Origin of the sequence: Nitratireductor sp. GCM10026969, assembly GCF_042660605.1 — a bacterium.
Lineage (GTDB): Bacteria > Pseudomonadota > Alphaproteobacteria > Rhizobiales > Rhizobiaceae > Chelativorans.
Genome location: NZ_JBHSUM010000270.1, coordinates 1 through 2,424, shown reverse-complemented (window position 1 = coordinate 2,424; position 2,424 = coordinate 1). Strand labels below are relative to the sequence as shown.

Genomic DNA, 2,424 nt, shown 5'->3' with positions numbered 1-2,424 from the left:
GGGCCACATGGTGAAGATAGAGGTGGAGGTGGACACGCTTACCCAGCTGGACGAAGCGCTGGCCCTCGGCGTGGATGCCGTGCTGCTCGACAACATGAGCCTCGACCAGCTTGCGAAAGCCGTCGCGCGCGTGAACGGCCGCGCGATCACGGAGGCATCGGGCCGCGTCACGCTGGAAACCGCGCCGGCCATCGCGGCAACGTGCGTCGACCTCATCTCGGCCGGCTGGCTGACCCACAGCGCGCCCACCCTCGACATCGGGCTGGATTTCGCGGCGGTGGGGTAGCGGCTTCTCCTCCAGCCCTTCGTCATCCCGGCCAAGGGAGCGCAAGCGACCGCGAGCCGGAATGACGGGGCATGGGAGACATACCCGCCCTCTTCTCGCAGTTTGCCCCACCACATTACCCGGCGCTTGACAAAACCCGCACCATTTCCTCTAAACTTCCACCTTCACCAGGGGGGCCCGGACAACGGGCTGAGATACCGCTGGCCTGAAAGGCAGCGCGGTGACCCTTAGAACCTGATCCAGTTCATACTGGCGTAGGGATGGTGCGATGGCTTTCAAGGACTGCCGCCGGCAACCCGCCGAATACCCGAAAGCCTCACCCTCATCCTTTCCCGGAACTGGTTCGAGACCCCGCGCAACCAAGCGGAGACCACGGCTCATGCGAGGGAAGGAAGACCAATGAAACTCATCGTCAACGGGCAGACGCTGGAGGCGGAGGCGCAAAGCCTCGCCGCCCTGCTTGCCGAACTCGGCTACGAGGGCGACTGGTACGCGACCGCCGTCAATGCCGAGTTCGTGCCGGGCGAGGAGCGCGAACAGATACGGCTTTCGGACGGCGATCGCGTGGAAATTCTCACGCCGCGGCAGGGGGGCTGAATGATGGGGCTGACCGTCTACGGAACGACGCTGTCCTCCCGCCTCTTGCTCGGCACGGCGCAATACCCCTCGCCGGCCGTCCTCGCCGAGGCGGTCAAGACGTCCGGCACCGCGGTGGTCACCGTGTCGCTGCGCCGCGAGGGTGCCGAGGGCGGGACCGGGGCCGGCTTCTGGTCGCTGGTGCGCGAGTTCGGGGTGCATGTCCTTCCCAACACTGCGGGCTGCCACACCGTGAAGGAGGCGGTGACGACGGCGAAGATGGCGCGCGAGGTCTTCCACACCGACTGGGTGAAGCTCGAGGTGATCGGCCATCACGACACGCTGCAGCCGGACGTCTTCGGCCTCGTCGAGGCAGCGCGGATCCTCTCGGAAGAGGGCTTCTCGGTCTTTCCCTACACCACCGACGATCTGGTGGTCGCCGAGAAGCTGGTCGAGGCGGGCTGCTCCGTGCTCATGCCCTGGTGCGCGCCGATCGGCTCGGCCAAGGGGCCCATCGACATGGATGCGCTGCGGACGCTGCGGGCGCATTTCCCCGACGTACCCCTGATCGTCGATGCGGGGCTCGGCCGCCCGTCCCACGCCGCCGCGGTGATGGAGCTCGGCTATGACGGCATCCTGCTCAACACCGCGGTCGCCAAGGCGGGCGATCCCGCCGCCATGGCCGGCGCCTTCGCAAAAGCCGTGGAGGCCGGCCACGCCGCCTTCCATGCCGGTGTCCTGGAGCCGCGCGACATGGCCGTGCCGTCGACGCCGGTCATCGGGCAGGCGGTCTTCTCATGACGCTCGATCCCTTCTATCTCATCGTCGACAGCGCCGCGTGGATCCACCGTCTGGTGCCGCTCGGCGTCAAGCTCGTGCAGTTGCGAGTCAAGGACAAGGACGAGGCAGCACTGCGCCAGGAGATCCGCCGCGCACGGGAGACCTGCGCCCGGCACGGCTGCCAGCTCATCGTCAACGACTATTGGCGGCTCGCCATCGAGGAGGGCTGTGATTATGTCCATCTCGGCCAGGAGGACCTCGCCGCCGCCGAAACCCGGGCGATCAAGCGCGCGGGGCTCCAGCTCGGCATCAGCACCCACGACGAAAGTGAACTGAAGACCGCTCTCGCGGCCGAACCGGACTATGTCGCGCTCGGCCCCGTCTATCCGACGCTGCTCAAGAAGATGAAGTGGGCACCGCAGGGGCTGGACCGGATCGCGGCATGGACTGAAACGGTCGCGCCGCTGCCGCTCGTCGCCATCGGCGGGCTGACGCCGGAGCGCATCCCGGGTGTGTTCGAGAAGGGTGCGGCCTCCGCCGCCGTGGTCACGGACGTTCTCATGAACGCCGATCCCGAGGCGCGCACGCGCGAATGGATCATGGCGACGGACCGATGGCGCTGAGCAGCCCCATCCCGGACACGCACGTGCTTGTCGTCGCCGGCAGCGACCCGACGGGCGGCGCCGGCCTCGCCCGCGATATCGAGACGGTCGCGGCCTTCGGCCTCAGGGCGGCAGTCGCCGTCACGGCGGTGACGGTGCAGACGCACGGGCAGGTCTTGC

At 67.8% G+C, this 2,424-nt stretch carries 5 protein-coding genes and 1 riboswitch; all 5 genes read left to right on the top strand.

Translation table 11 applies throughout. From position 1 onward, the window contains the following. A partial coding sequence (locus tag ACFP9U_RS24745) for a nicotinate-nucleotide diphosphorylase (protein WP_378625507.1) occupies positions 1-286 on the top strand: 286 nt, incomplete at its 5' end. Between the two features lie 159 nt (positions 287-445). Further along, positions 446-565, top strand: a riboswitch (TPP riboswitch). Between the two features lie 120 nt (positions 566-685). Further along, positions 686-883, top strand: coding sequence for a sulfur carrier protein ThiS (thiS, locus tag ACFP9U_RS24740; RefSeq protein WP_322453955.1), 198 nt, complete (start codon positions 686-688; stop codon positions 881-883). A gap of 3 nt (positions 884-886) precedes the next feature. Beyond that, positions 887-1,663, top strand: a complete 777-nt coding sequence (locus tag ACFP9U_RS24735) for a thiazole synthase (RefSeq protein ID WP_378625508.1) — start codon at positions 887-889, stop codon at positions 1,661-1,663. Next, positions 1,660-2,265, top strand: coding sequence for a thiamine phosphate synthase (locus ACFP9U_RS24730; protein ID WP_378625504.1), 606 nt, complete (start codon positions 1,660-1,662; stop codon positions 2,263-2,265). Before ACFP9U_RS24735 ends, ACFP9U_RS24730 begins: the two co-directional genes overlap by 4 nt. Then, positions 2,235-2,424 (top strand): bifunctional hydroxymethylpyrimidine kinase/phosphomethylpyrimidine kinase (locus tag ACFP9U_RS24725; RefSeq protein WP_378625502.1); only part of this gene is annotated, 190 nt, incomplete at its 3' end. The genes ACFP9U_RS24730 and ACFP9U_RS24725, both read left to right, overlap by 31 nt.